Origin of the sequence: Oerskovia sp. NPDC057915, assembly GCF_042887685.1 — a bacterium.
GTDB lineage: Bacteria > Actinomycetota > Actinomycetes > Actinomycetales > Cellulomonadaceae > Oerskovia.
This window is the reverse complement of the sequence record NZ_JBHVOS010000016.1, coordinates 58,905-82,914: the sequence shown is the minus strand read 5'-3', so window position 1 is coordinate 82,914 and position 24,010 is coordinate 58,905. Positions and strand designations below refer to the sequence as shown.

Here is a 24,010-nt window from a genome sequence, read left to right as displayed (position 1 = left end):
ACGAGTGATCCTCGGTCCGCCGGACGCCGCGCCGTACATCGTTCGGGCGATCCGCGCGCGACGCCCCTGTGCTGAGATGGGGACGTGCCCGACCCCCTGCCCGCGGCCGCGCCCCGACCCGCGCACGCCGACCACCCGTCCCCCGGTGACGCTGCGGCCGGGGGGCTCGGCGACGCCGTGGCGCCGGGCGCCTCGCGCGTGCGGCGGGTCGTGCGCCGGATCGACGCCGGCTTCCGCGACGACGGGCCCGGCGGGGACCCGTACGACGCGGCCGGGACGTTCGTGCTCGGGGTCGCGCTGCTCGCGGTCGGGGTCGTCGCGGTGTGGTCGTTCCCGCCGTTCGTCGAGCCGGCCAACCGGTGGTGGCACGTCCTGCCCCTCGCGGTCGGCTGCCTCATGCTGCTCGTCAAGCGCCGCCGCACGGCGCTCGCGCTGGTCGGCGGGCTGGTCGCGCTGCTCGCGGACATCGCGATCGGGGGGAGCCTGAGCGTCCTCCTCGTCCTGTGGGAGCTGCTCTTCGCGTGCGGGCTCTACGGGAGCAGGCGGCTGCGACGGGTGGTCAATATCGCGGTGACGGTGCTCGTCGCCGCGGCCGCGGTCGCCACGGGCGAGTACTTCCGGGACGTGAAGGGGTTCGTCCTGGGAGGGATCCAGGCGGCCGCGATCATCGCGACCCCGCTGTGGTGGGCCGCGAACGTGCGGCAGAAGACCAACCTCGCCGACCTCGCGGCCCAGCGGGCCGACCTCGAGGCGCAGCGCGCCTCCGACCTGGAGCGGATCGCCGAGCTCGGCCAGCACGAGGCCGTACGGGCCGAGCGTGCGGCGATGGCACGCGACCTGCACGACGTCATCGCGTCGCACCTGTCGGCCATCGCGATCCACTCGGGGGCCGCGCTCGCGTCGCCCCCGGACGCGGCCAAGGACCGGGCGGCGCTCGAGCTCGTGCGGTCGAGCAGCATCACGTCGCTCGAGGAGATGCGGGCCATGATCCTGCTGCTGCGGTCCGACCTCCCCCGCGACGGCGCGTCCACCGTCCACGACGCGGCGGGCGGCACGGTGCTCGCGGGCGAGGCGGTCGCGGCCCCCGCGCGCCTCGCCGGGATGGACGACGTGATCGCGTCCGCGCGCACCCAGGGCATCACGGTCGAGGTCGAGGACCCCGACGACGTCCGGTCCGTCCACCTGCCGTCGGCTCTCGACCAGGCCGCGCACCGGATCGTCCAGGAGGCGCTGACGAACGCGGCCAAGCACGCCCCGGGAGCCCGCGTGCGGGTCGTGCTCGGGCTGGACGAGGCGCCCGACCCGGTCCTCACGGTCGAGGTCACGAGCACGCAGACCGCCCGGCCCGGACCGTTGGCACCGAGCCTCAGCGCTCGCACCGGGCTCCTCACCATGCGGGAACGCGCCGAGGCGCTCGGCGGCACCTTCCGGGCGGGCCCGACCGGCGCCGGGGACTCGTGGACCGTCCGGGCCGAGCTGCCGCTGGGCCGGTCCTGCACGGAGGTGTCAGGACCGACCTCGCCCGCACCCGACCCGGAAGACCCTCCTGGAGCCCCCGCATGATCCGTGTCCTGCTCGCCGACGACCACGCCGCGATCCGCGCCGGGCTCCGGTTCCTGCTCGCGTCGGCCCCGGACATCGAGGTCGTGGGCGAGGCCGCCGACGGCTCGTCGGCGATCACGAACACCCGCGCCCTGCGTCCGGAGGTCGTCCTCATGGACCTGCGCATGCCGGGCGTCGACGGCATCGAGGCCACGCGCACGATCGTGACCGAGCGCCTCGCCGAGGTCCTCGTCCTCACGACGTTCGACCTCGACGAGTACGTCGACGAGGCCCTGCGCGCAGGGGCCGCAGGGTTCCTGCTCAAGACCGCGGAACCGGCCGCCCTCGTCGACGCGGTGCGACGCGTCGCGGCCGGGGACGGCGTCCTGGCGCCCGAGGTCACGCGCCGCCTGCTCGCGGCGTTCGCGTCCGCCCCCAGGCCCGACGGCGGCGCTCACCTCCCGGGGGGCGCGGCGCCGTCGGGCACGGGGACGCCGGGCGACCCGCGACTGTCCGACCTGACCCCGCGCGAGACCGACGTGCTCGCGGCCCTCGGCCGGGGACTGTCGAACCAGGGCATCGCCGACGAGCTCGTCATCAGCGAGGCCACCGCGAAGACGCACGTGTCGCGCGTGCTCGCCAAGCTGCAGGTCACGACCCGCATGCAGGCCGCGATCGTGGCACGGGACACGGGGCTCGCGTAGCCGCGCACCGCCGAGAAGAAGGCAGATGCCCCTGAATCGTGGGACTCAGGGGCATCTGCTCACTACTCGGCAGGGACGAGGCGCGTCAGGCCGACTCGACGATGTGGCCGCGCTTGATGACGAAGTCGTCACGCATGTCCTCGAGCTCCTTGCCGCGCGTCTCCGGGATCTTGTAGAACACGAAGAACAGCGACAGCAGCGCGAAGAACGCGTAGAACGCGTACGCGAAGCTCAGGCCGATGTCGGCCAGCACGGGGAAGGTCGTCGAGATCGCGAAGTTCGCGACCCACTGCGCCGCAGCCGCGACCGCGAGCGCCGTCGCACGGATGCGGTTGGGGAACATCTCCCCCAGCAGCACCCAGACGACCGGCCCCCACGACGCCCCGAAGAACACCACGAACGCGTTGGCCGCGATGAGCGCGACCGTGGCCCAGGCGCCGTCGAGCGAGGCCGTGGAGGTGCCGTCGGAGGCCGTGGTCATCGTCGCCTGCGTGAACGCGATGGCCATCATGCCGAGCGAGACGAACATGCCCGTCGAGCCCGCCAGGAGCAGGATGCGGCGGCCGATCCGGTCGATCAGGAGGATCGCGACGATCGTGACGACGATGTTCGTGACCGACGTGATGACCGAGGTCAGCAGGGCGTCGTCCTCCGAGAACCCGACCGACCGCCACAGCGTCGTCGAGTAGTAGAAGATCACGTTGATCCCGACGAACTGCTGGAAGACCGAGAGCAGGATGCCGACCCAGACGATCGGCTTGAGGCCCAGGCGCTTGCCTCTCAGGTCCCTGAGCGACGCCTTGGTGTCGGACTTGAGGGAGTCCTCGATGTCCGCGATCTTGTGGTCGACGTCGTCGACCCCCGTGAACTCCCGCAGGACGTCGGCCGCCTTCTTCGTCTCGCCCTTCGCCACCAGGTAGCGCGGCGACTCCGGGATGCGGAGCGCGAACAGTCCGTACGCGACCGCCGGGACCGCAGCCGCCATGAACATCCAGCGCCATGCCTCCTGCCCGAGCCACAGGACGTTCGACGCGCCCCCGGCAGCACCCGCCAGCGCGGCGTCCGTGAGGAGGGAGGCGAAGATGCCGGTCACGATCGCGAGCTGCTGCAACGACCCCAGCCGCCCACGGATGCGTGCCGGCGAGACCTCGGCGATGTACGCGGGCGCGATGACCGACGCGGCACCGATACCCAGGCCGCCGACCACGCGCCAGATGATCAGGTCGACCACCGAGAACGCGAGACCCGAACCGAACGCCGACACGAAGAACAGTGCCGACGCGATGAGCATGACCTTGATGCGGCCGATCTTGTTCGCGACCGGCCCCGCGAACCAGGCGCCCACCGCACAGCCTATGAGCGCCGACGACACCGCAAAACCTGTGATCGCCGCGTTCAGCTCGAACGTCTCGGACAAGGAGTCGACGGCCCCGTTGATCACCGCCGTGTCGAACCCGAACAGGAAGCCACCCAGTGCGGCGGCCAGGCTGATCCCGACGACCTTCTTGTTCAGCCGCTTGGCCCTGGCCTGGGCCTGTGCGTCCCCAGCCGCTCCCGCGTCGTTGCTGGTCATGACGACCCCCTCCGTGTCAGGTTGTCCTTCGACGATAGTGAGGAGGAGGCGTGGTCGCGCGGTGAGCGACCGTGGTGAGGGTCACCCTGCAGGTCACGGCACCGCGTCGAGGATCATCCAGGTGACGTGCGCCGTCGGAGGGCCGACGGCGTCGCCCGGGTCCCAGACGGCGTCGCACCCGTCCGGCCCGCCCGAGACCGCTCCCCAGTCGAGACCTGTCGCTTCCGTGAGGCGTGCGATCACGACCTCGGCGTCGTCACCTGCGCCGGCCGGCCACGAGAGCCCGGTCACGACGACCCAGGTCCCCGGGACCTTCCCGTGCTCGACGGGCTCGTCGACGTCGACGGTGTCGAGGCCCAGCGCCGCGACGAGCTCGCGTGTCCGTGCCACAGCCTCGTCCGCGTCACGCGCCTGGACGTGGGACCGCAGCGTCACGTGGCGGTGGCGCATGCGGTCCCCCGGCCGGACGCCTCCGACCCTCCCGCGTGCGTGCTCGTCAGCGGTGAGCCGCGTGCCGTCGTCCTCCCGGAACCAGCCGGTCGGCACGACCCGGGCCGCGGTGACGCCGACGAGGTCTCCTGTGTCGTCGAGCGCGACCGTGAACGACCAGGGGCGACCTCGCCACGGGCGGACGACCCCGCGCACCACGCCGACCCCCACGTCCGCACCCGAGGGCGCGAGCACCCGGACCTCGTGCCCGAACCAGACGGGCGGCGGCTCCTCGTCGATCTCCACCAGGGGACGGTACCGCGGCGGCATGTCACCGAGTGTGCAGTTCGGGCTGTCGCCAGGCGCGTAGGACGACCCGAACTGCACGCTCGGCGAGCGGCCTCGGGGACCGGCGCGACGTCGTCGGGCAGCCTCGTCCCCAGGGCTCACCCCGCACCGCTACCCGGCCACGGACCGCGCGGCCTCCCGGCGCGCCTCCGCCGCCGCGCGCAGGACCTCGGCCGTGCGGTCGTCGGCCGGGAGGAACGTCTCGATCGTGAGCTCGGACAGCGTGACGTCGACGGGCGTCCCGAAGGTCGTGACCATCCCCAGGAACGCGAGCTCGTCGTCGCCGTACCGCAGGCGGAACGGGATCGCGAGGCTGCTCTGCTCGGGGTCGGCCGGTCCCGGGGCCGCGGCGGGGCCGGGCGCGACCGGGTACCCGTCGAGCTCGCGGTAGAGGTCCGCGAGGTCATCGTCGGCGCTCCACCCGACCTGGCGCCGCAGCCGGCCCAGCAGCTCCTCGCGCCACCGTCGGAGGTCGACGACGCGCGGCGCCATCCCTCGCGGGTGCAGTCCGATGCGGAGCACGTTCACGGGCTCGGTCAGCAGGTCCTCGTCGACCCCGTCGAGCAGCACCTGGACCGACGCGTTGGCCTCGACCACCGTCCACGTCCGGTCCACGACGAAGGCCGGGAACGGGTCGTGCGCGTCCAGGACGGCCCGCAGCGACGCGCGCAGGGACTCGAGCGCCGCGACCGGGGTCTCGGGATGGGCGGGCGCATACCCTGCGGCCAGCATCAGACGGTTCCGCTCCCGCAACGGGACGTCCAGGACCTCCCCCAGCCGGGCCACGAGCCCTGGGCTCGGCCGGGACCTCCCGGTCTCGACGCAGCTCAGGTGCCGGGTCGAGACGTCCGCCTCGATCGAGAGCGCGAGCTGGCTGACGCGCCGACGCTCACGCCACTCCCGCAGCAGCGCACCCACGGTGGCCTGGCGCGGCGCGGCTGCGGGGCCGCCCGTCGCCGCCCGGACCGCGGGACGCGCTACCGCCTGCCCCGTCACCGGCCGCCGCGCAGACGACGCAGGCCCACCGCTTCGGTGATCGTGATCCACAGGACCGCGAGGGCCTGGGCTGCCACGAAGAGGACTCCCCAGAGCGTCGGCGACCAGACCACCAGGACGGCGACGCTCGCGGCCATCCACGAGCAGTTGGCGGCGACGACTGCCCGTGCGGCGCCCCGGTGGAGCGGCACGGCGCGCGCGGTGAACCACAGGAAGGTCGCGAGGAGCAGCAGCACGACGCCCGCCCCGACCAGGAGCGGGACGGGCAGCCCGAGCGGGTCGGCGAGCGGGACCGCGGCCGCCAGCAGCAGCGGCGCGCTCACCAGCCCGACGACGGCGTCGGTCCGGATCGCTCCCCGCAGGAGAGCCTCGGGGACGGTGGACGTGCGGTCGGCGGTGGACTCTGGGTGGGCGGCAGAAGTGCGGGCAGTATCGGCTGTGGCGGGTGCGGGATGCATCGTGACCTCCGGTGGACGGGTGCTGTGGGTCCCACTCTCGTGGGGCTACGTGCGCCCTGTCGATGACCTCGGAGGTCATGCCACCGCCCGGCTACGGGCCCACCCCCGGCTGCGCACGCAGGCCCAGGTCGCCGAGTGTGCAGTTCGGGCTGCCGACAGCCTCGCTGCGCGACCCGAACTGCACGCTCGGCGAGCCGACCGACGATCCGGGCCGACGTCGTCGGGCCCTCGAGCGGCGCGCAACCCCGTCGCCCGGGGCGCGGTCCCGCGACTCCCCGGCGCGCGGTCCCGCGACTCCCCGGCGCGCGGTCCCGCACCCCGCCCTACGGCTCGGGGTGCAGCGCGTCGTACCTCAGGAAGCGTGGCTGGGCGCGCAGGATCAGCCAGACGACGACGATGCAGGCCAGCCCGCCCGCGACCGCGGCCCACGCCTCCCCGAACCAGCTCGCCTGCGCCCCGAGCACGACCTCGCCCAGGCGCGGGCCGCCCGCGACGACCACGATGAACACGCCCTGGAGGCGACCGCGCATGTCGTCGGGTGTCGCGGTCTGCAGGATCGTCTGGCGGAAGACCGCGCTCACGGCGTCGGAGGCCCCTGCGAGCGCGAGGGCGACGCACGCGGCGACCAGCCCGCCCACGAGCACCTGCGGCGGGTTGGTCGAACCGACCAGGAGCAGCACGGCGCCGAAGGCCGCGATCGACAGCCCCCACGCCGTGATGGCCCACGCGATCACGAGGCCCTGCCAGCGCACGCGCGACAGCGCCCCGGAGAACACCCCGGCGAGCACCGCGCCGACCGCGAAGGCCGCGCTGAGGACGCCCGTCGTGGTCTCGCCGCCGCCGATGAACAGGACGCCGACCGCGGGCAGCAGCACGCGCGGGAAGGCGAGGATCATCGCGGCGAGGTCGACGAGGAACGTCGTGCGGACGTTGGGCCGGGTCGCGAGGTAGCGCAGGCCGTCGACCACCGAGCTGATGCCGACCACCTTGCGCCGGGGCGCGTCGTCGACGGCGACCGCGACGCCGTCAGGACCGGCGTGACCTGGGGTGCTCGCAGGTTCTGACACGTCGCCGGCGGGGGCGTCGGTGGGGACCGGCGGGATCGACGGCAGCCGCCACACGGCCCACAGCGCCGCCGCGAACAGCACCACGTCGATCGAGTACGCGATCCCGTAGCCCCACAGCGCCACGAGGAACGCGCCGAGCAGCGGACCCACGGTCAGTGCGATGCTCCACGAGATGGTCTGGAGCGCGTTCGCGGCGGGCAGCAGCCGGGGCTCGACCAGGCGCGGGATGATCGCCGAGCGTGCGGGGTTGTTGATCGCGAACGCAGCGGACTGGAGCGCGACGAGCCCGTACAGGACCCCGACGGACCCGACGTCGAGCCACGCCTGGAGCGCGAGCAGCCCCGTGACGACCCACAGCGCCCACGACGCGAGCAGCGCGACCTTGCGGCGGTCGTACGCGTCGACGAGCGCGCCCCCGTAGAGGCCGAGGGCCACGAGGGGCACGAGCGCGAAGATCCCGAGCACGCCGACCGCGAGCGTCGAGCCCGTGAGCGCGTAGACCTGGAGGCCCACGGCCACGACCGTGAGCTGCGAACCGAGGTTGGAGATCCCGAGCCCCCACCACAGCCTGCGGAAGGGTGGGGAGACGCGGAGCGGGGTCGTGTCGGCAAGGATGCCGTCGAGGCGGGGCACGAGCGACGAGGTTACCCCCGAGTCGGCGCCGGAACAGTCTCCCGGGGCGACCGTCTCAGGACGAGAGGCCGCTGACCCGGTGCGTGGCGCCGTCGGGCATTCCCCTGACGACGGCCGCGGGGGGCGCGCCCTCACTCCGCGAGCGCCGCCCGGACCTCGCCCACGAGCGCCGCCATGGCGCGCTCCGCCTCCACGGGGTCGCCGGCCGCGACGGCGCGGGCGACCGCCTCGTGCTCGTCGAGGGCCTCGGCGACGGGCGCCTGCGGCATGAGCCCCAGGTGCGTGCGCCCTGCGAGCACCTCGCCGACGACGTCGGTGAGCGCCGCGAACATCTCGTTGCCGCACGAGCGCAGGAGCAGGGCGTGCAGGCGGATGTCGAGCTCGAGGAACTCCTCGAGCCGCCCGGCCTCGCCGAGCTCGCGCATGCGTGCGGCGAGCTCGACGGCCTCGGTCCGGGCCTCGGGGGTCGCGTGCCGTGCGGCGCCGGCCGCGGCAAGGGGTTCGACGGCGCAGCGCAGCTCCGTGAGCGACCTGAGCTGGGCGTCGCGGCCGGGTCCGGCGAGGCGCCAGCGGATGATGCGGGCGTCGTAGACGCTCCAGTCCTGCTCGGGGAGGACGACGAGGCCGATGCGTCGGCCCGAGCGCACGAGACCGAGCGCCTCGAGCTGACGCATGGTCTCGCGGGTCACGGTGCGCGAGACGCCGAACTCGGTACCGATCCCGTCGAGGGTCAGCGTGCTGCCCGCAGGGAGGTGACCTGCGGTGATGCGCTGACCGAGGACGTCGGTCACCGAGCTGTGGAGCACCGTCGCGGACATGGGTCGAGCCTACGGCGTCCACCATTGGTCACACCATTGTTTGCCAAAGGTGATACCAATCGTGCATGCTCGAACGGCGGCCGTAGAGGTCCGCGCACGACGCAGCAGTCGACAGGCCAAGGAACCCCTCATGGACACAGACGTCACCCCCACCCCGGCGCCCATCGCCGCAGCCTCGCTCGCCGCGACACCGGACCCGGCGGACGAACCCGGCCCCGTGCACCTCGTCATCATGGGCGTCGCGGGCTCGGGCAAGACGACGGTCGCGACCCTGCTCGCCGAGCGCACGCACCGCCCGTACGCCGAGGCCGACGAGTTCCACCCGCAGGCCAACATCGACAAGATGAGCGCCGGCACCCCGCTCACCGACGAGGACCGCTGGCCCTGGCTCCGCGCGATGCGCGACTGGCTCGACCAGCAGGCCGCCGAGGGCGACTCCGCCGTCGTGACCTGCTCGGCCCTCAAGCGCACGTACCGCGACCTGCTGCGCACGGCCCACGGACGCGTGCGGTTCGTGCACCTCACCGGGAGCCCCGAGCTCCTCGAGGAGCGCATGACGCACCGCAGCGGACACTTCATGCCCGCATCGCTGCTGCCGTCGCAGCTCGCGACGCTCGAACCCCTCGCGGCCGACGAGGACGGGGTCACGCTCGACGTCGGCACCCCGCCCGAGGAGCTCGTCGACCGGATCCTCGCGACCAGCGCCCTGCCCCACCCCACGATCCCCCGCTCGCCCCGCCACCTGGCGGGCGACCCCAGCACCGACACCGAGGAGCGATGATGCTCACCCTCGCCTCGCACCCGCTCGCCGCGGGCGCCCTGCGCGCAGCCACCGAGACGCCCACGACCGACGCCGGGACAGCCCAGCTGATCCTCGCGGCCGTCGTCGGGATCGCGACGATCATCGTCCTGATCGTGTGGCTCAAGCTCCACCCGTTCCTGTCCCTCATGATCGGCTCGGCGGTCCTCGCGATCGTCGCGGGCATCGACTTCGTCAGCGCGTTCGTGAGCTTCTCGGCGGGGCTCGGGTCGACCGTCGCCGGGGTCGGCGTCCTCATCGCGCTCGGCGCGATCATCGGCAAGATGCTCATCGACTCGGGCGGAGCCGACCAGATCGTCGACACGATCCTCGCGCGCACGCCCGTGCGACGACTCCCCTGGGCCATGGCGCTCATCGCGTTCGTGATCGGCATCCCGCTGTTCTTCGAGGTCGGCGTCGTCCTGCTCATCCCCGTGGTCATGATGGTGGCCCGCCGTTCCAAGGTCTCCCCGATCCTCGTCGGCATCCCGGCCCTCGCGGGCCTGTCCGCGCTGCACGGCCTCGTGCCCCCGCACCCCGGACCGCTGCTCGCGATCGACGCGCTCGGCGCGAACCTCGGGCTGACGCTCGGACTCGGGCTCCTCGTGGCCGTGCCGACAGTGATCGTCGCGGGCCCCCTGCTCGCCAAGCCGCTCGCCGCATGGGTCAAGCTGCCCCCGCCCACGACCGTCCTCGGTGTGAGTGAACGGGACGAGGGCGCACCCCGCCCGAGCTTCGCGGTCGCCGTCACCGTGGTCCTGCTGCCCGTGATCCTCATGCTCGCCCGGACCGTCGTCGAGACGACCGGCACGCTGGACACCCCCGTCGGCAAGGGGCTCGAGTTCATCGGGACGCCGCTGGTCGCCCTGCTCATCACGTCGCTCGTGTCGCTCGTCGCGTTCGGCAGCGCGATGGGCCGCACGCGCGACGAGATCAGCTCGCTCGTCGACAAGTCCTTCGCCCCGATCGCGGGCATCCTGCTCATCGTGGGAGCGGGCGGCGGCTTCAAGCAGACGCTCGTCGACTCGGGCGTGGGCGACGTCATCGCGAGCGGCATCTCCGACGCGAACCTGTCGCCGCTCCTCGCGGGCTGGCTCGTCGCGGCGCTCATCCGCGTGGCGACCGGGTCCGCGACGGTCGCGACCATCACGGCCGCCGGGATCATGGCCCCGCTCGCGGTCGGGCTCGAGCCCACGCACGCCGCGCTGCTGGTCCTCGCGATCGGCGCGGGCTCGGTGTTCCTGTCCCACGTGAACGACGCCGGGTTCTGGCTCATCAAGGAGTACTTCGGCATGACGGTGGGCCAGACGTTCAAGACGTGGTCCGTCATGGAGTGCGTGCTGTCCGTCGTGGCACTGGTCGTGATCCTGCTGCTGGGCGTGGTCGTCTAACGCAGGTCCCCGGGCCACCGGGCCACCTGGCTACCGGGTACCACCGGGCCACCAGGCAGGTGTGCGTTCCTGCGGAGCGGCAACAATCGTTGCCGCTCCGCAGGAGCAGGACCCTCCGGGAGACCGCCTCGGCTGCACGCGCCCGCCCGGCGCCGCACGCCCGCACCGCGCATGCCGGCGCCGCACGCGCCCGCCCGGGCGAGCCGCCGACGGAAGGGCGAGCACCGCCGTCGGGCAGCCCGACGAGAACGACTACGCGACCGTCGCCCCGAAGACCAGGCCCAGCGCGTACGTCGCGGCCGCGGCCCCGAACCCGATCGCGAGCTGGCGCAGCGCGCGCTTGACGGGCGACGCCCCAGACAGGAGCCCGACCGTGGCGCCCGTCCCGAGCAGCGCAAGCCCCACGAGCGCGCTGCCGACGAGGATCGCCACCCCGCCCTGGAGGCCGAACAGGTACGGCAGCACAGGGATGAGCGCACCCGATGCGAAGAACAGGAACGACGACACCGCAGCGCCCATCGCGGAGCCGTGGGTCTCGAACTCGTCGTCCTCGGCGGCGGGGGCGATCACCGTCGCGGCCGTGTACGTCGACAGGACCTCGCACGCGTGCTTCTCCGCCTCGTCGGGCGCCAGGCCCCTCGCCCGGTAGACGAGCGCGAGCTCGTTCGCGTCGACGTCGAGGTGCGGCAGCGCGGCCGAGGCCAGCGGGCTGGGCGTCGACGCGTCGAGCAGCTCGCGCTGCGAGCGGACCGACACGTACTCGCCCGCACCCATCGACAACGCACCCGCGAGCAGGCCCGCGAGGCCCGAGAGCAGCACGGTCGCGTTCGACGCGCCCGACGCCCCGATCCCGAGGATCAGCGCGAGGTTCGACACGAGGCCGTCGTTCGCGCCGAACACCGCGGCGCGGAACGTCCCCGACATGCGCATGCGCCCGCGCGTCGCGAGCCCCCGCACGACCTCCTCGTGGATGCGCTCGTCGGCGGCCATCGTGGCGGTCGCGTCGGCGTCGGTCTCGTACGTCGAACGGGCCTCGGCCCGCTGGGCGAGCGCGAGCACGAAGACCCCGCCGAAGCGCCGGGCGAACAGCCCGAGGGACCGCGTGCGCCAGTCGCCCCGCAGCGGCTTGCCGACGTCGTCGCCGAGCAGCGCGAGCCAGTGGTCCTCGTGCCGCTTCTCGGCGTCGGCGAGCGCCAGGAGGATCTCCTTCTCCTCGCCGCTGCGGCGCGAGGCGAGGTCGCGGTAGGTCGCGGCCTCGGCACGCTCGTCGGCCAGGTAGCGGCGCCAGCGGCGGATGTCCTGGGGTGTCCGACGGCGGTCCGCGCCTGCGTCTGCGGGCACGCCGGAGGTCGGGGTGGCGGGGGGAGTCATGCGTTCATCATGGCAAGAAAAGAGCCCCCGTGGGTTTCGGGATCCCCAACTTTTCCGCACGGTTCTGCGGTTCTCGGGAGTTGCGACAGCCCGCGCGGGGGTGCGGCGTGGTTGGATCGGAGCATGTCCGAGAACACCGAACGCACTCGTCCTGAGGTCGACGCCCCCGAGGGTCCGGCCCCCACCGAGCTCGAGGTCACCGACCTGATCGTCGGCGACGGCGCCGAGGCGCAGCCCGGCTCGACCGTCAACGTCCACTACCTGGGCGTCGAGTACGACTCCGGCGAGGAGTTCGACTCGTCCTGGAGCCGCGGCCAGTCCATCAACTTCCCGCTGCGCAGCCTCATCGCCGGCTGGCAGCAGGGCATCCCGGGGATGAAGGTCGGCGGGCGCCGCAAGCTCGTCTGCCCCCCGGAGCTCGCCTACGGCCCGGCCGGTGGTGGCCACCGCCTGTCCGGCAAGACGCTCGTCTTCGTGATCGACCTGCTCGGCGTCAGCTGACCACCGCCTGATCACGCGTCGCCCCCGCTCCCTCGGTCCGCCGGTGGGGGCGGGGGCGTCGTGCTCTCCGGGACACTCCCGACCGCTGGCTGGGGCGGGGGTGAGTTTCCGGTCACGCCGGTCCGCACGAGATCCCAGGCGCCCGACGGCGGAACGCACGCAGGTCACCCGGGTGCGCTGCGCCGTCGGGCCGGGGCCGGCAGACGGCGGTCCCTGCGCCCCGGAAAGTCGGGGACAATGGGCGCGACGGACTTCCGACTCCGATGAGCGAGGACGCACAAGTGATCACTGTCAGCACCGACGGCTCGTGCCTGGTCAACCCGGGTGGAGCGATCGGTTGGGCGTGGATCAACCACGACGGAACCTTCGACTCCGGCGGCGCAGCCTCCGGGACGAACCAGATCGCGGAGCTCATGGCTCTGCTGGAAGCGGTACGCGCCCACCCCAGCGCCGAGCCGCTCCTCATCGAGTCCGACTCCCAGTACGCCATCAAGTGCGCGTCGGAGTGGCTCGAGGGATGGAAGCGCAAGGGCTGGCGGACGGCCGGCGGCAGCCCCGTGAAGAACCTCGAGCTCGTGCAGGGCATCGAGGCCGCGATCCAGGCACGCCCCGGGCCCGTGCGGTTCCGGTGGGTGCGCGGGCACGTCGGCAACCACTTCAACGAGCGGGCCGACCAGCTCGCGGGCCTCGCGGCGCAGGACTGGGCCGCGGGTCGTGGCGAGGAGCGCGCGACGCTCGCGGGGACGGACGACCTCGTGGCCGCTCCTGCGGCCAAGCGCCCGGCGGTCGCTGCACGCCCGGCGGCGAAGGTCGGCGCGAGCGCGGCGAGCCGGGCCGCTGCCGAGGCCTGGACCGAGTCGACGCTCTTCGACTGACCCTCGCGGGCTGCCGAGAACGGGCTTGAGGTCGCCACCGCGTCGGTGGCGACCTCGAGCCCGTTCTGGACGTGGTCCGCCGGACCGGGCGGTGGCTCGGCAGGATGTACCCATGAGCTCTCCCACTGCCGAGGTCCTGGTCCGCGAGTTCTTCGCCGTCGTCCGCTCGGGCACGGCCCCGCACCGGGCCGGCGACTTCATGGCCCCCCACGTGCGCGCCCACCAGGTCCAGGCCGAGGACCCGACCACGGTCGAGCGCACGCCCGAGCAGTACGCCGAGCACGTCGAGGAGATGATCGCGGCCTACGGCCCGTTCCGGCTCACGGTCGACGAGGTCCTCGCCGCGGGCGACAAGGTCTACGTGCGGTGGACCCAGGAGGGGAACCACGTGGGCGAGATCGACGGCCACGCCCCGACGGGCCGGCCCCTGGTCCAGGTCGCGAGCTGTGTGTACCGGGTCGAGGACGGGCTGATCGTCGAGTACTGGATGCAGATCGACCGGGCAGGCCTGACGGCGCAGCTCGCTGCGGGCTGAGCCGGACCGGCCCTGGGCGCCGAGAACGACGTTGCGGTCGTTCCGGGGTCCATGACAACCTCCATCCCGTTCTCGGCGGCCCCGCTCGGCGACCCCGCTCGGCGGCCAGAGGCCGGGGGCTCAGGTGGCGGTGCGACACTGGGGCGATGACCGCGTCCCCGCTCTCCGCACCAGCCCTCACCGGGCCCGGGGCGGGGGACCCGCTCCCCCTCGCGCTGCGCTCCGAGCGCCCGCTCGACCTGCGCTCGACGCTCGCGAAGCTCGCCCGCGGCCCCTACGACCCCACCTTCCGCGTGGTGCCGGGCGGCCCGCACGCCGGGACCTGGCGCACGAGCCTCTTCCCGACCGGACCCGTCACCTACCGCCTGGTGCAGGCGGGGGCGAGTGACGTCGTCGGGCAGGCGTGGGGGCCCGGGGCGGGCGAGCTCGCCGCGTCGCTCCCGTCGCTCCTCGGAGAGCCCGACGACGCAGCCTCCTTCGAGCCGCCCGCTCCCCTCGCGGACGCGCACCGCAGGCACCCCGGCCTGCGCGTGCCCCGCACCGGGCGGGTGCTCGAGGCGTTGGTGCCCGCGGTCCTCGAGCAGAAGGTGCAGACCGTGACCGCGCACCACGCGTGGCGCTGGCTGCTCGTGCGGTACGGGACGGCCGCGCCGGGCCCCGCGCCCGAGGGCATGCGGGTCGTGCCCGACGCCCGGACCTGGGCCACGATCCCCACGTGGGACTGGCACCGCGCAGGGGTCGACCCGCGACGGGCCCGGACCGTCGCCGAGTGCGCCCGGGTCGAGCGACGGCTCGAGGAGTGCGCCGCGATGGCCCCGGCCGCGGCCCAGGCGCGGTTGCAGCTCGTGCCCGGGGTCGGGGTGTGGACGGCCGCCGAGGTCGCGCAGCGGGCGCTCGGCGACGCGGACGCGGTGTCGGTCGGGGACTTCCACCTGGCCAAGGCCGTCGGGTGGGCGCTGACCGGCGAACGGACCGACGACGCCGGGATGCTGCGCCTCCTCGCCCCGTACGCACCGCACCGGTACCGGGTCGTGCGGCTGCTCGAGGTGTCGGGCCGGGGTCACGCGCCGCGGCGAGGCCCCAGACTCTCGATCCAGGACCACCGGGCCAACTGAGCACGAGCTTCCTCGCGCTCGAGCACGGGGTTGAGGTCGCCAAGGCTGTCAGAACGACCTCAACCTCGTTCTCGGCCCCGCAAGGCGCGCCGGTTTCCGACACGTCCCGGCCGGGAGATGACAGCGCGTTGTGAACCATCCCACTGGGTCGTGCGGGCCCCCTCCGTCAGAGGCTCCCAGGTCATGAGGTTAGCCTTACCTCTAGCACCACCACCCCGTGCAGCACCGACCGAGGAGCCTCATGTCCCGCACCGTCTCTCGAGGGCTCCGGCCCGCAGCGCTGGTCGCCGCGACCGTCGCCACCGCGTTCGCCCTGGGAGCCTGCTCCGGCGGGTCCACCGACGACACCTCGTCGCCCGCGGGCGGCAGCGCCGCGGCCGAGGGCGCCTTCCCCGTGACGATCGAGAGCGCGCTCGGCGAGGCCGTCATCGAGGAGAAGCCCGAGCGCGTCGTGACGTGGGGCTGGTCGACGCAGGACGCCGTCCTCGCGCTCGACGTCGTTCCCGTCGCCATGCCCGCCTACAAGTACGGCGGCAACGCCGACGGCGTGCTCCCCTGGGTCGCCGAGAAGCTCGACGAGATGGGTGCCGAGACGCCGACCCTGCTCTCGGGCGGCGACACGAGCGAGGTCCCGTTCGAGGAGGTCGTGGCCGCCAAGCCCGACGTCATCCTGGCCCCCTACTCGGGCATCACGCAGGAGGAGTTCGACAAGCTCTCCAAGATCGCTCCCGTCGTCGCGTACCCCGACGAGCCGTGGTCGCTGTCGTGGCAGGACCAGCTCGACATCGTCGGCAAGGCACTGGGCCTGTCCGACGAGGCCGACGCCCTGCTCGAGGAGACGAACGCCGGCATCACCGCGCAGTCGGACGCCTACCCGGTCATCAAGGACAAGTCCTTCCTCTACGCGGCCGCGAACACCGCGGACCAGCTCAATGTCTACCGCGCCGGCGACCCGCGCGTCCAGGTCGTCGAGGACCTCGGCATGACGCTCTCGCCGAGCGTCGCGGAGCTCGACGCCGACCCGTCGTCCGGGACCTTCTGGTACCCGCTGAGCTACGAGAACGTCTCCAAGATCGAGACCGACGTCCTCATCATGTACTTCGCCACGCAGGCCGACGTCGACACGTTCGTGGCCGACCCGGTCATCGCCGCGATGCCCACCGTCGCCGAGGGCCGCTTCGCCCCGATCGTGGGCGAGTCGTTCGTCATGGCGTCGAGCGCCCCCACGGCCCTGTCGATCCCGTGGATGCTCGACCAGTACGTGCCGCAGCTCGCGACCGCCGCCGAGAAGGTGTCGTAGTCTCACACCACCCATGAGCACGACCCACAGCACCGACGCCGGCACGGGCCGGGCGACCTCTCGTCGCCCGGCCCGTGCTCGGCGTCTCGCTGTGGGGCTCGTGGTCCTGGTCGTCGCGCTGGCCGCGGTGTGCGCGCTGAGCCTCGCGGTCGGGGCCAACGCCCTGCCGCTGAGCGTCGTCATGGACGCCCTGACGAGCTACGACCCGACCAACCCCGACCACCTCGTCGTGATCGAGAAGCGCGTGCCCCGCACGCTCGTGGGCCTGGTCGCGGGGGCCGCTCTCGGCGCCGCGGGCACCCTCATGCAGGGACTGACGCGCAACCCGCTCGCCGACCCGGGCCTGCTGGGCATCAGCGCGGGCGCGTCGCTCTTCGTGGTCGGCGCGATCTCGTTCTTCGGGGTCTCGCAGGTCGGTGGCTACGTGTGGTTCGCGTTCGCGGGTGCGGCCGTCGCGGCAGCCGTGGTCTACGGCGTCGCGAGCGTGGGGCGCGAGGGTGCGACACCGGTCAAGCTCGCCCTCGCCGGGGCGGCCGTCACGGCCGCGCTCACCTCGGTCGTGACCGCGGTCCTCCTGGTCGACCGCGCCGCGCTCGACCTCATGCGCTTCTGGCAGGTCGGTTCGCTCGCGGCCCGCGGCTCGACCGTCGTGTGGCAGGTGCTGCCGTTCGTCGTCGTGGGCCTGGTGCTGGCCCTCGCGCTAGGGCGCTCGCTCAACGGCCTGGCCCTGGGCGACGACGTCGCACGCGGCCTCGGGCAGGACGTGACCCGCACGCGCGTGGTCGCGGGTGTCGCGATCGTGCTGCTGTGCGGGGCTGCGACCGCGGCCGTCGGCCCCGTGGCCTTCGTGGGGCTCGTCGTCCCGCACGTGGCGCGCTACGTCGTCGGGCTGGACTACCGGTGGGTGCTGCCGTACGCGGCCGTCGCGGCGCCCGTGCTGCTCGTCGGGTGCGACGTGATCGGCCGCGTCGTGGCACGCCCGGGCGAGCTCCAGGTGGGCGTGGTCACGGCGGTCGTGGGCGCGCCCCTGTTCATCGCGCTGGTCCGGCGCGGGAAGACGGTGTCGCTGTGAGCGCCCGGGCCACGCTGCCCGCCGGCTCCCCGCACGGCCTGCCCGACGGCGCCGCACGCCCGGGCGTCGACGTCGCCCGGTCCTCGCGTCACCGTGGGCGGGTGCGCGAGGCGCGCCTGGTCGCGGGCCTGTCGGTCGCGCTCGTGGTGCTCGCCGCGGTCGGGATGACGCTCGGCGACGCGTCCGTCCCGTTGTCCGGCATCCTCGACACCGTCCTGGGCCGCGCGGACGTCCTCACGCAGTTCGTGATCGTCGAGCTGCGCCTCCCGCGCCTGCTCACGGCCCTGGTCGTGGGGGCCGCGCTGGGCCTCTCGGGGGCGCTGTTCCAGTCGATCGTGCGCAACCCGCTCGCGAGCCCCGACATCATCGGGATCACGCAGAGCGCGAGCGCCGCGGGAGTCCTGGGTGTCGTGGTGCTGGGTATCAGCGGGCTCGCGCTCACGGGACTGGTGCTCGCGGGGTCGCTCGTCGCGGCCGTCGCGATCTACCTGCTCGCGTGGCGCGGCGGCGTGGCCGGGTACCGGCTGGTCCTGATCGGGATCGGCGTCGCGGCCCTGTGCATGAGCGTGGTCTCGTGGGTCCTCACGACGAGCGACGTGCGCGACGCGCAGGCCGCGCTCGTGTGGATCACGGGCTCGCTCGCACGCTCCGACTGGTCGACGCTGAACCCGCTGCTCGTCTGCTTCGCGGTGCTCGTGCCGCTCACGGCCTACCTGGCCCCGCGGCTGCGCTCGCTCGAGCTGGGCGACGACGCCGCGGCCGCGCTCGGCATCCGCGTCGAACGCTCCCGGCTCTTGCTGATCCTCGTCGCCGTCGGGCTCGCGGGGTCGGCCGTCGCGGTCGTGGGCCCCGTCGCGTTCGTCGCGCTCGTCGCGGCCCCCATCGCCCGCCGCACGCTGGCCGACGGCCGGCTCGCGCTCGTGCCCGCGGCGCTCGTGGGTGCCCTGCTCGTGCTCGGCTCCGACCTCGTCGCACAGTTCGCGATCCCCGACGTGACCCTGCCCGTCGGGGTCGTCACGGGCATCGTCGGCGCCCCCTACCTGCTGTGGCTGCTCGTGCGCACCAACCGTTCCGGACGCGGAGGCTGAGAATGACCGACCACCCCGAGACCTCCGGGGGCGCTCCCGAGGCGAGCGACGCCGTCGGGCGTCCGGCCGACGGGCATCCGGCCGACGGGCAGACCGTGCGCGGCGAAGCCGCAGGCGGGGGTGCCGCCGGGCGCGCTGCCGCGCGGACCGCCGGGACGCACACGCTCGCCGCCGACCACGTGTCGCTCGCCTACGACGAGCGCCGCGTCGTCGAGGACCTGAGCCTGACGGTCGCGGCCGGGAGGATCACGTCGATCGTCGGCTCGAACGGCTGCGGCAAGTCGACGCTGCTGCGCGGCCTCGCGCGCCTGCTCAAGCCCGTGGGCGGGGCCGTCCTGCTCGACGGCGAGGACATCCGCTCGATGCCCACCAAGCAGGTCGCGACCACGCTCGGCCTGCTGCCCCAGAGCCCCGTCGCCCCCGACGGCATCACCGTCGCCGACCTCGTGGGCCGTGGCCGCTACCCCCACCAGGGCTGGTTCCGGCGCTGGACCGCGGACGACGACGAGGCCGTGGCCGACGCGCTCGCCTCGACCGGGACGCTCGAACTGGCCGAGAGGTCCGTCGACGAGCTGTCCGGCGGGCAGCGGCAGCGCGTCTGGATCGCGATGGCGCTCGCGCAGCGCACCGACCTGCTGCTGCTCGACGAGCCGACGACGTTCCTCGACATCGCGCACCAGATCGACGTGCTCGACCTGCTCGTGGACCTCAACCAGTCACGCGGGACCACGGTCGTCATGGTGCTGCACGACCTCGACATGGCGTGCCGCTACTCCGACCGCCTCGTCGCGATGCGCGACGGCCGGGTGCACGCCGAGGGCGCGCCGGGCGACGTGGTGGACGCGCAGATGGTGCGCGAGGTGTTCGGCCTGGACTCTCTCGTCGTGCCCGACCCCCTCACCGGGACCCCGACGCTCGTCCCCATGGGACGCCACCACCGAGGCTGAGCCTCGGCTGCCGAGAACGGGGTCCGGGCCGTCCTGGGTGCCAGGACGACCCGAACCTCGTTCTCGACCGGTGCGTCGGCGGCCGGCCAGGTGCCCGCCAGGGAGGATCACTCGGGGAGTGCGCACACCCCGTCGACGCACACCGCGGCGTCGTCGCTGCCGACCATCGTGAACGGCGCGGCGGCCTCGGCGGCCGAGACCGTCACGAGCGTCGTGCGGCGCGGGTTCGCGATCGAGTGGAAGAGGTTTTCCTGGATGGTGTCAGTCATGGGATCTCCTGATGTCACGTGCTGCGGTGCTCGTGGGTGGTGGGAAGGCTTGCCGTCTCGACGGGCGGACGGCCGCGGTGCCACCGGGACCAGCGACGCTGCGGGTTTCCGACAGTCTGGCTGATACTCGGTCGCATTCGCTACCGCTCCTGCTGTGATCTCGGTCGCTTTCCGCCCGGTAGGCGGAGGCGGCGCGGGACCGGCGTGAGCCGGAGCGTCAGGCCACGGACTCCGCGGCGTCCGCGACGACCTGGTCGAGGACCTGCGTGAAGACGGCCGGGTCCTGCGCCCCCGACACCCCGTACTTCCCGTTGAACACGAAGAACGGGACGCCACTGATGCCGTAGGCGCGCGCCTGCGCGATGTCCTGCTCGACGTCGTCCGCGAAGTCACCGTTCTCGAGGGCCGTACGGACCTCGTCGGCGTCCAGACCGACCTCGGTCGCGAGCGCGACGAGCTCGTCGATGCGCCCGACGTGGCGCCCCTGCTCGAAGTACGCCTTGAGGAGGCGCTCCTTCATCTCGACCTGCTTGCCGCGCGACTTCGCGAGGTGCAGCAGCTCGTGCGCCTTGAGGGTCTTGGTGTGCTGGAGGGCGTCGAAGTCGTACGCGAGCCCCTCCGCTGCGGCGACCGTCGTCATCTGCCCGAGCATCTGCTCGACCTGCCCCTTGGGCATGCCCTTGTGCTTGGCCAGGAAGTCGACCTCGGTCCCCTCGAAGTCGACCGGGGTGTCCGGCGCGAGCTCGAACGAGTGGTACTCGATCTCCACCTCGGGGGCGTCGTCGCGGCCTGCGAAGCCGGCCAGCGCCGTCTCGAAGCGGCGCTTGCCGACGTAGCACCAGGGGCACGCCACGTCGGACCAGATGTCGACCTTCACCTTTTCGCTCATGACGGTTCTCAACCGTGGGCGCGGGCCGGGGATTCCCCGGGAACGTGTGATCCTGCCGACGCCTCTCCGGTTGCGGGCCGACCAGCCCTGTGGCCAGGATGGGCGACGTGCCCGAAACAGGGCATTCGGATGAATCAGGGGAGAACATGCGAAACAAGGTCATCGGAGCCCTCGTCTCCGCAGCAGTCGGTGTCACCGCTCTGGTCGGGGCTGCGGCTCCGGCGAGCGCGGCGCCCCTCAGCGGCCAGGCCGCACCTCTCAGCGGGCAGGTCGCGCTCCTCAGCACACCGGTCGTGGTCGGTGGCTTCACGACGCTGGCGAGCTGCAACGCGGGACGCGCCGAGTGGCGCAACCGCGGGTACGTCGTCGGCTCCTGCACGTACGCGGGCGGCGAGTACCACTTCATCGCCCGGCGCTGACCGACGCTCTCGGCGACGTCGCCGAGAGTCCCGTCCGCGCAGCACGACGGCGCGCCGCCCCGTGGGGGTGGCGCGTCGTCGGGGTGGCGCGTCGTCGGGGTGGCGCGTCGTCGGGGTGGCGCGTCGTCGGGGTGGTTCAGTCCGCGGCCCGCGCCCGGTACAGGTCCTGCAGCACCATGATCTCGGCGCCGTGGTGGATGAGCTCGCGGTTCATGTGGAGCACGAGGTGCCCGAACGGCGCCTGGGCGTCGATCTCGGTCGCCTGGCCGAGCCCGACCGTGAAGACCTCGTCGTCGGGCAGCCCGTCCACGCCGTCGCGCCACAGGTCGACCCAGCGCGTGAGCCCTTCGACCGCGGGGTCCACCTCGCCCGAGAACGCCACGGTGTCCCGCCGGGCGATGCGGTCGCCGAACGTCCACTCCCACCGCTCGAAGAACGCCTCCGTGAGGTGCGCGACGAGCCACGCGATGGTCCGCGGCTGCGGCGAGTCCGACCCCTCGGGCCACTCCATGACCCACTCGCCGACCCCGAGCGTGCGGGGCGAGCGCTCCTCCCCGCGCCGCACGACACGCAGCGCGTCGGGCCCGGGCTCCCACTCGAACTCGTCCTGGTCGAGGGTCACGAGCCGTCCGAGCAGCTCGAGCCACGAGAACCCGAGCTGCCCGCGCACCATCGCGAGCGGGGACGGGACGGTCAGCACGGACCAGTCGAAGACGGGGCTGCCGTAGGTCGCGTCGTCGCTCATGGGTGGCTCCTGGGGGGTCTCCTGCCCGACGGCGTCGCTCGCCCCGGGCGTCCTGCTCACCTTCGCGATCATCCCCCGGGGCGTGCACGGTCGCCTCCCGGGCAGCGGCGGCGGAGGTGCCGGGCCTGGGCGGGAGGCACGCACGGGCGAGGCGACCGTCAGCGGCGCGGGATGCCCGCGACCAGGCCGCCGTCGACCACGAGCTCGGCCCCGGTCGTGTACGACGACGCGTCGCTCGCGAGGAACACGACGGTGTCCGCGATCTCTGCCGCACGGCCCGGGCGCCCCAGGGGGATGTCGAGGTGGTCGGGGTCGATGCGCGAGGTCATGCGGGTGCGGACGTAGCCGGGGTGCACCGAGTTGACCCGGATGCCGAACTCGCCGAGCTCGACCGCGAGCGACTTCGACAGGCCTCGCACGCCGAACTTCGCGGCCGTGTAGGCGTGCACGGCGGGGCTGCCCCGCAGGCCGTCGACCGACGAGATGTTGACGATCGAGCCACGCCCCTGCGCCTTCATGACGGGGACGACCGTGCGGCAGCCGAGGAACACGCCCGTGAGGTTCACGGCGAGGACCGCGTCCCACCTGTCCGTGGTGAGCTTCTCGATCGGTGCTGCGTTGGCGATGCCCGCGTTGTTGACCAGGACGTCGACGGTCCCGAGGCCGGCGACGACGCCCTTGACCGCCCGGGTCCACGCGGCCTCGTCCCTCACGTCGAGGTGGACGAACCGCGCCCGGTCACCGAGCCTGGCCGCGAGCGCCGCTCCTTGCCTGTCCGCGACGTCCGCGATCACGACGTGCGCGCCCGCGGCGTGCAGCGCACGGACCGTCCCCTCGCCGATCCCGCGCGCCCCGCCCGTGACGAGCGCTACCCGTCCGTCGAGCGCCCCGGCACCCGTCCCGGCATCGTTCTCCGCACGCGTCATGGCTCCCCCTCGGTCGCGCCGAGCGGTCGCGTCGGCTCGTCGTCACAGTAGGGGAACCGCACGCCGCGCGACAGGGGCGGCCCGTCCTGCTCGGCCACCGTGCCGGGCGAGGGCGAGAGCGCGGCGGGCGCTGCGCCGTCGGGCCGGAGGGCCGGATGGACGGGGCGGGCAGGCTGGGGGGCTGGGCGGCCCGCCTAGGTCAGGGACAGGAAGAGCTTCTCGAGCTTCTGCACGTCCGCCGGGCCGTTCTCGTCGTCCGTGAGGCACTGCTTCATGCCCGAGGCGATGATCGCGAACCCGGCGCGGTCGAGCGCCTTGGACACCGCGGACAGCTGCATCACGACGTCGGCGCAGTCACCACCTTCGTCGACCATCCGCACGACCGCGGCCAGCTGCCCCTGGGCGCGCTTGAGCCGGTTCGAGACCTTCTTCATCTCGTCCTTGTCGAGCTCCATGACTCTTCCTCTCCTCGCGCGCACGCGTCGCGCGTGCTGCTCGTGCGCTGCACCAGCCCGAACAGGACAACAGCCAGGGCGGGCAGCACCATCCCGACCTGGTGCGGCGCCTGGGAGACCAGGAGCACGGCGGCGAGCACCGTGCCGCCCGAGACGACGGCGCACGGCGAGCACCCGAGGGTATCCCGCCAGGGCTCGCCCCGGGCCGGGACGTAGCTCGCGAGCGTGAGGCCGCCGACGACGGCCACGACCACGAGCAGCACCAGCCACAGGGGGGCGACGTCGTGGGTCCAGCCCCCGCCCGCCTCCACGAGCAGCGCGAGCAGCCCGGGAGCGAGGAGGGCGACGACGACGAGCCGCCGCCTTCCCCACGTCCCCCACGCCGGGCGCCGCACCTGGACGGGCAGCGGGGGGCGGACCCGATCGCTCACGACCTGCTCGACCCGAACAGCCTCGCGAGGAACGAGGTCGGCGGTGCCTGCGGGGACGGCTCGTCCGCGTGCCCCTCGCAGCGGTCCGTGCGCGGGATGCCCCGCATGACGTCGTCGACGTGCTGGCCGCAGCCGGCCCACGTCGTCTTGCCGCACTTCTTGCAGGTCACAGCTCTGCACATGGTGGTCCTCCTTGGTGGTCGAGGTCGACTATACCCCGGGGGGTATAGTCGACCAGCCCCCCCACGGGGTAAAAGCATAAAATAGGGCAAAGAGGGGGGGGGGGGGCGGGCAAGTGCGCCGGGGCCCCGGAT

27 protein-coding genes are annotated in these 24,010 nt (G+C 73.3%); 13 read left to right on the top strand and 14 right to left on the bottom strand.

The window, feature by feature from the left end:
• The first annotated feature begins 84 nt into the window (after window positions 1–84).
• On the top strand, window positions 85–1,563 hold the full coding sequence (locus ACFVQ3_RS12290; protein ID WP_387639236.1) for a sensor histidine kinase: 1,479 nt from the start codon (window positions 85–87) through the stop codon (window positions 1,561–1,563).
• Window positions 1,560–2,246, top strand: a complete 687-nt coding sequence (locus ACFVQ3_RS12285; protein WP_387639233.1) for a response regulator — start codon at window positions 1,560–1,562, stop codon at window positions 2,244–2,246. The genes ACFVQ3_RS12290 and ACFVQ3_RS12285 overlap by 4 nt, the downstream gene beginning before the upstream one ends.
• An 85-nt stretch (window positions 2,247–2,331) precedes the next feature.
• Here ACFVQ3_RS12285 and ACFVQ3_RS12280 read toward each other — a convergent pair whose 3' ends face one another.
• The 6 genes from ACFVQ3_RS12280 to ACFVQ3_RS12255 form a co-directional block, all read right to left on the bottom strand.
• Window positions 2,332–3,819, bottom strand: a complete 1,488-nt coding sequence (locus tag ACFVQ3_RS12280; protein ID WP_387639231.1) for a sugar porter family MFS transporter — start codon at window positions 3,817–3,819, stop codon at window positions 2,332–2,334.
• 93 nt (window positions 3,820–3,912) lie between these two features.
• Entirely contained in the window at window positions 3,913–4,554 is a 642-nt protein-coding gene (locus ACFVQ3_RS12275) for a hypothetical protein (RefSeq protein WP_387639229.1), read from the bottom strand.
• Between the two features lie 153 nt (window positions 4,555–4,707).
• Window positions 4,708–5,592 (bottom strand): helix-turn-helix domain-containing protein, encoded by an 885-nt coding sequence (locus ACFVQ3_RS12270; protein WP_387639226.1) that lies wholly within the window; start codon window positions 5,590–5,592, stop codon window positions 4,708–4,710.
• Window positions 5,589–6,050, bottom strand: a complete 462-nt coding sequence (locus tag ACFVQ3_RS12265; protein ID WP_387639224.1) for a hypothetical protein — start codon at window positions 6,048–6,050, stop codon at window positions 5,589–5,591. The genes ACFVQ3_RS12270 and ACFVQ3_RS12265 overlap by 4 nt, the downstream gene beginning before the upstream one ends.
• A 323-nt stretch (window positions 6,051–6,373) precedes the next feature.
• Window positions 6,374–7,750: an MFS transporter gene (locus tag ACFVQ3_RS12260; protein WP_387639222.1), complete on the bottom strand. Its 1,377-nt coding sequence runs from the start codon at window positions 7,748–7,750 to the stop codon at window positions 6,374–6,376.
• Window positions 7,751–7,881: 131 nt separating this feature from the next.
• The gene (locus ACFVQ3_RS12255; RefSeq protein WP_387639219.1) at window positions 7,882–8,568 is read right to left on the bottom strand and encodes a FadR/GntR family transcriptional regulator; all 687 of its coding nucleotides are present in this window, start codon (window positions 8,566–8,568) and stop codon (window positions 7,882–7,884) included.
• A 130-nt stretch (window positions 8,569–8,698) separates the two neighbouring features.
• Here ACFVQ3_RS12255 and ACFVQ3_RS12250 point away from each other — a divergent pair, with 130 nt between their 5' ends.
• Window positions 8,699–9,349 carry a gluconokinase gene (locus tag ACFVQ3_RS12250; protein WP_387639216.1) on the top strand — a complete coding sequence of 217 codons (651 nt, stop codon included), beginning with the start codon at window positions 8,699–8,701 and terminating at the stop codon, window positions 9,347–9,349.
• Complete coding sequence (locus tag ACFVQ3_RS12245; protein WP_387639310.1) at window positions 9,349–10,758, top strand: gluconate:H+ symporter; 1,410 nt, start codon at window positions 9,349–9,351, stop codon at window positions 10,756–10,758. The genes ACFVQ3_RS12250 and ACFVQ3_RS12245 overlap by 1 nt, the downstream gene beginning before the upstream one ends.
• A 252-nt stretch (window positions 10,759–11,010) precedes the next feature.
• Here ACFVQ3_RS12245 and ACFVQ3_RS12240 read toward each other — a convergent pair whose 3' ends face one another.
• Window positions 11,011–12,129: a VIT1/CCC1 family protein gene (locus ACFVQ3_RS12240; RefSeq protein WP_387639213.1), complete on the bottom strand. Its 1,119-nt coding sequence runs from the start codon at window positions 12,127–12,129 to the stop codon at window positions 11,011–11,013.
• A 123-nt stretch (window positions 12,130–12,252) separates the two neighbouring features.
• Between ACFVQ3_RS12240 and ACFVQ3_RS12235 the strand changes: the two genes are divergently transcribed.
• The 8 genes from ACFVQ3_RS12235 (at window position 12,253) to ACFVQ3_RS12200 (ending at window position 19,562) form a co-directional block, all read left to right on the top strand.
• Complete coding sequence (locus ACFVQ3_RS12235) at window positions 12,253–12,630, top strand: FKBP-type peptidyl-prolyl cis-trans isomerase (protein WP_030151190.1); 378 nt, start codon at window positions 12,253–12,255, stop codon at window positions 12,628–12,630.
• 281 nt (window positions 12,631–12,911) lie between these two features.
• Entirely contained in the window at window positions 12,912–13,505 is a 594-nt protein-coding gene (locus tag ACFVQ3_RS12230; RefSeq protein ID WP_387639211.1) for a ribonuclease H, read from the top strand.
• 112 nt (window positions 13,506–13,617) lie between these two features.
• A complete protein-coding gene (locus ACFVQ3_RS12225; RefSeq protein WP_387639209.1) occupies window positions 13,618–14,040 on the top strand; it encodes an ester cyclase in 423 nt (140 codons plus the stop codon).
• A 146-nt stretch (window positions 14,041–14,186) separates the two neighbouring features.
• Complete coding sequence (locus tag ACFVQ3_RS12220; RefSeq protein ID WP_387639207.1) at window positions 14,187–15,155, top strand: DNA-3-methyladenine glycosylase family protein; 969 nt, start codon at window positions 14,187–14,189, stop codon at window positions 15,153–15,155.
• A gap of 241 nt (window positions 15,156–15,396) precedes the next feature.
• Entirely contained in the window at window positions 15,397–16,455 is a 1,059-nt protein-coding gene (locus ACFVQ3_RS12215) for an iron-siderophore ABC transporter substrate-binding protein (RefSeq protein ID WP_387639204.1), read from the top strand.
• A 13-nt stretch (window positions 16,456–16,468) separates the two neighbouring features.
• A complete protein-coding gene (locus ACFVQ3_RS12210) occupies window positions 16,469–17,527 on the top strand; it encodes a FecCD family ABC transporter permease (RefSeq protein WP_387639201.1) in 1,059 nt (352 codons plus the stop codon).
• Entirely contained in the window at window positions 17,524–18,615 is a 1,092-nt protein-coding gene (locus ACFVQ3_RS12205; protein WP_387639199.1) for a FecCD family ABC transporter permease, read from the top strand. The genes ACFVQ3_RS12210 and ACFVQ3_RS12205 overlap by 4 nt, the downstream gene beginning before the upstream one ends.
• 2 nt (window positions 18,616–18,617) lie before the next feature.
• A complete protein-coding gene (locus ACFVQ3_RS12200; RefSeq protein WP_387639196.1) occupies window positions 18,618–19,562 on the top strand; it encodes an ABC transporter ATP-binding protein in 945 nt (314 codons plus the stop codon).
• A gap of 107 nt (window positions 19,563–19,669) precedes the next feature.
• On the opposite strand, the gene ACFVQ3_RS12195 is transcribed toward ACFVQ3_RS12200, so the two are convergent.
• Window positions 19,670–19,831 (bottom strand): hypothetical protein, encoded by a 162-nt coding sequence (locus ACFVQ3_RS12195; RefSeq protein WP_387639193.1) that lies wholly within the window; start codon window positions 19,829–19,831, stop codon window positions 19,670–19,672.
• Window positions 19,832–20,048: 217 nt separating this feature from the next.
• The gene (locus ACFVQ3_RS12190; RefSeq protein ID WP_138826654.1) at window positions 20,049–20,720 is read right to left on the bottom strand and encodes a DsbA family protein; all 672 of its coding nucleotides are present in this window, start codon (window positions 20,718–20,720) and stop codon (window positions 20,049–20,051) included.
• Window positions 20,721–20,866: 146 nt separating this feature from the next.
• On the opposite strand from ACFVQ3_RS12190, the gene ACFVQ3_RS12185 reads away from it, so the two are divergent.
• Complete coding sequence (locus ACFVQ3_RS12185; RefSeq protein WP_387639190.1) at window positions 20,867–21,139, top strand: hypothetical protein; 273 nt, start codon at window positions 20,867–20,869, stop codon at window positions 21,137–21,139.
• Window positions 21,140–21,275: 136 nt separating this feature from the next.
• On the opposite strand, the gene ACFVQ3_RS12180 is transcribed toward ACFVQ3_RS12185, so the two are convergent.
• The 5 genes from ACFVQ3_RS12180 to ACFVQ3_RS12160 all read right to left on the bottom strand — a co-directional run bounded on the left by ACFVQ3_RS12180 (window position 21,276) and on the right by ACFVQ3_RS12160 (window position 23,878).
• Entirely contained in the window at window positions 21,276–21,944 is a 669-nt protein-coding gene (locus ACFVQ3_RS12180; protein WP_387639187.1) for a DinB family protein, read from the bottom strand.
• Window positions 21,945–22,042: 98 nt separating this feature from the next.
• Window positions 22,043–22,810 (bottom strand): SDR family NAD(P)-dependent oxidoreductase, encoded by a 768-nt coding sequence (locus ACFVQ3_RS12175; RefSeq protein WP_387639185.1) that lies wholly within the window; start codon window positions 22,808–22,810, stop codon window positions 22,043–22,045.
• 194 nt (window positions 22,811–23,004) lie between these two features.
• Window positions 23,005–23,265, bottom strand: coding sequence for a metal-sensitive transcriptional regulator (locus ACFVQ3_RS12170; RefSeq protein ID WP_387639182.1), 261 nt, complete (start codon window positions 23,263–23,265; stop codon window positions 23,005–23,007).
• Window positions 23,241–23,696, bottom strand: coding sequence for a hypothetical protein (locus tag ACFVQ3_RS12165; RefSeq protein WP_387639180.1), 456 nt, complete (start codon window positions 23,694–23,696; stop codon window positions 23,241–23,243). Before ACFVQ3_RS12165 ends, ACFVQ3_RS12170 begins: the two co-directional genes overlap by 25 nt.
• The gene (locus tag ACFVQ3_RS12160) at window positions 23,693–23,878 is read right to left on the bottom strand and encodes a hypothetical protein (protein WP_387639177.1); all 186 of its coding nucleotides are present in this window, start codon (window positions 23,876–23,878) and stop codon (window positions 23,693–23,695) included. The genes ACFVQ3_RS12165 and ACFVQ3_RS12160 overlap by 4 nt, the downstream gene beginning before the upstream one ends.
• Window positions 23,879–24,010: the final 132 nt, after the last annotated feature.

What these genes read in the sequence shown, in the direction of transcription:
- ACFVQ3_RS12175 (WP_387639185.1), bottom strand. Translation starts at nt 22,810, where the DNA reads ATGACGCGTGCGGAGAACGATGCCGGGACGGGTGCCGGGGCGCTCGAC.
- ACFVQ3_RS12195 (WP_387639193.1), bottom strand. Translation starts at nt 19,831, where the DNA reads ATGACTGACACCATCCAGGAAAACCTCTTCCACTCGATCGCGAACCCG.
- ACFVQ3_RS12240 (WP_387639213.1), bottom strand. Translation starts at nt 12,129, where the DNA reads ATGACTCCCCCCGCCACCCCGACCTCCGGCGTGCCCGCAGACGCAGGC.
- ACFVQ3_RS12185 (WP_387639190.1), top strand. Translation starts at nt 20,867, where the DNA reads ATGCGAAACAAGGTCATCGGAGCCCTCGTCTCCGCAGCAGTCGGTGTC.
- ACFVQ3_RS12245 (WP_387639310.1), top strand. Translation starts at nt 9,349, where the DNA reads ATGCTCACCCTCGCCTCGCACCCGCTCGCCGCGGGCGCCCTGCGCGCA.
- ACFVQ3_RS12255 (WP_387639219.1), bottom strand. Translation starts at nt 8,568, where the DNA reads ATGTCCGCGACGGTGCTCCACAGCTCGGTGACCGACGTCCTCGGTCAG.
- ACFVQ3_RS12280 (WP_387639231.1), bottom strand. Translation starts at nt 3,819, where the DNA reads ATGACCAGCAACGACGCGGGAGCGGCTGGGGACGCACAGGCCCAGGCC.
- ACFVQ3_RS12190 (WP_138826654.1), bottom strand. Translation starts at nt 20,720, where the DNA reads ATGAGCGAAAAGGTGAAGGTCGACATCTGGTCCGACGTGGCGTGCCCC.
- ACFVQ3_RS12250 (WP_387639216.1), top strand. Translation starts at nt 8,699, where the DNA reads ATGGACACAGACGTCACCCCCACCCCGGCGCCCATCGCCGCAGCCTCG.
- ACFVQ3_RS12285 (WP_387639233.1), top strand. Translation starts at nt 1,560, where the DNA reads ATGATCCGTGTCCTGCTCGCCGACGACCACGCCGCGATCCGCGCCGGG.
- ACFVQ3_RS12170 (WP_387639182.1), bottom strand. Translation starts at nt 23,265, where the DNA reads ATGGAGCTCGACAAGGACGAGATGAAGAAGGTCTCGAACCGGCTCAAG.
- ACFVQ3_RS12210 (WP_387639201.1), top strand. Translation starts at nt 16,469, where the DNA reads ATGAGCACGACCCACAGCACCGACGCCGGCACGGGCCGGGCGACCTCT.
- ACFVQ3_RS12220 (WP_387639207.1), top strand. Translation starts at nt 14,187, where the DNA reads ATGACCGCGTCCCCGCTCTCCGCACCAGCCCTCACCGGGCCCGGGGCG.
- ACFVQ3_RS12215 (WP_387639204.1), top strand. Translation starts at nt 15,397, where the DNA reads ATGTCCCGCACCGTCTCTCGAGGGCTCCGGCCCGCAGCGCTGGTCGCC.
- ACFVQ3_RS12225 (WP_387639209.1), top strand. Translation starts at nt 13,618, where the DNA reads ATGAGCTCTCCCACTGCCGAGGTCCTGGTCCGCGAGTTCTTCGCCGTC.
- ACFVQ3_RS12160 (WP_387639177.1), bottom strand. Translation starts at nt 23,878, where the DNA reads ATGTGCAGAGCTGTGACCTGCAAGAAGTGCGGCAAGACGACGTGGGCC.
- ACFVQ3_RS12265 (WP_387639224.1), bottom strand. Translation starts at nt 6,050, where the DNA reads ATGCATCCCGCACCCGCCACAGCCGATACTGCCCGCACTTCTGCCGCC.
- ACFVQ3_RS12235 (WP_030151190.1), top strand. Translation starts at nt 12,253, where the DNA reads ATGTCCGAGAACACCGAACGCACTCGTCCTGAGGTCGACGCCCCCGAG.
- ACFVQ3_RS12200 (WP_387639196.1), top strand. Translation starts at nt 18,618, where the DNA reads ATGACCGACCACCCCGAGACCTCCGGGGGCGCTCCCGAGGCGAGCGAC.